Raw genomic sequence first — 326 nt, 5'->3', positions numbered from 1 at the left:
ATATTATGGCAATACTTAAAAGATAATCATGGACTTGAATGTGCATATTCTACTTTTAGGGCTTATATCACAAGACATGAAGAATTAAATGTGTATTTTAAAAAAGGAAAGCACAAGTTGTCGCCAAGTGGCACAACTAGATTTGAAACAAGTCCTGGTTATCAAGCACAATTTGACTGGAAAGAAGATATAAGATTTAGGACTAAAGATAATCAAGAAGTATCATTGAATATTGGGGGTATTACTTTTATCATATTCTAGATTCAAAATTATGCAAGTTACGATGAGTAAATCAAGCGAAGTATTACATAATTTATTAGTCAATG

The 326-nt window shown here is 30.1% G+C and carries 1 pseudogene; it reads left to right on the top strand.

Features of this window, described 5'->3' with window-relative positions:
• A pseudogene (locus tag LQ686_RS14005) lies at positions 1-261 on the top strand (IS21 family transposase); the annotation flags it as partial.
• Positions 262-326 lie beyond the last annotated feature (65 nt).

The sequence above is a fragment of the Mammaliicoccus sp. J-M41 genome (assembly GCF_022385935.1).
Lineage (GTDB): Bacteria > Bacillota > Bacilli > Staphylococcales > Staphylococcaceae > Mammaliicoccus > Mammaliicoccus sciuri_A.
The sequence above is the reverse complement of the archived record's forward strand: the minus strand, read 5'-3'. Positions and strand labels throughout refer to the sequence as shown.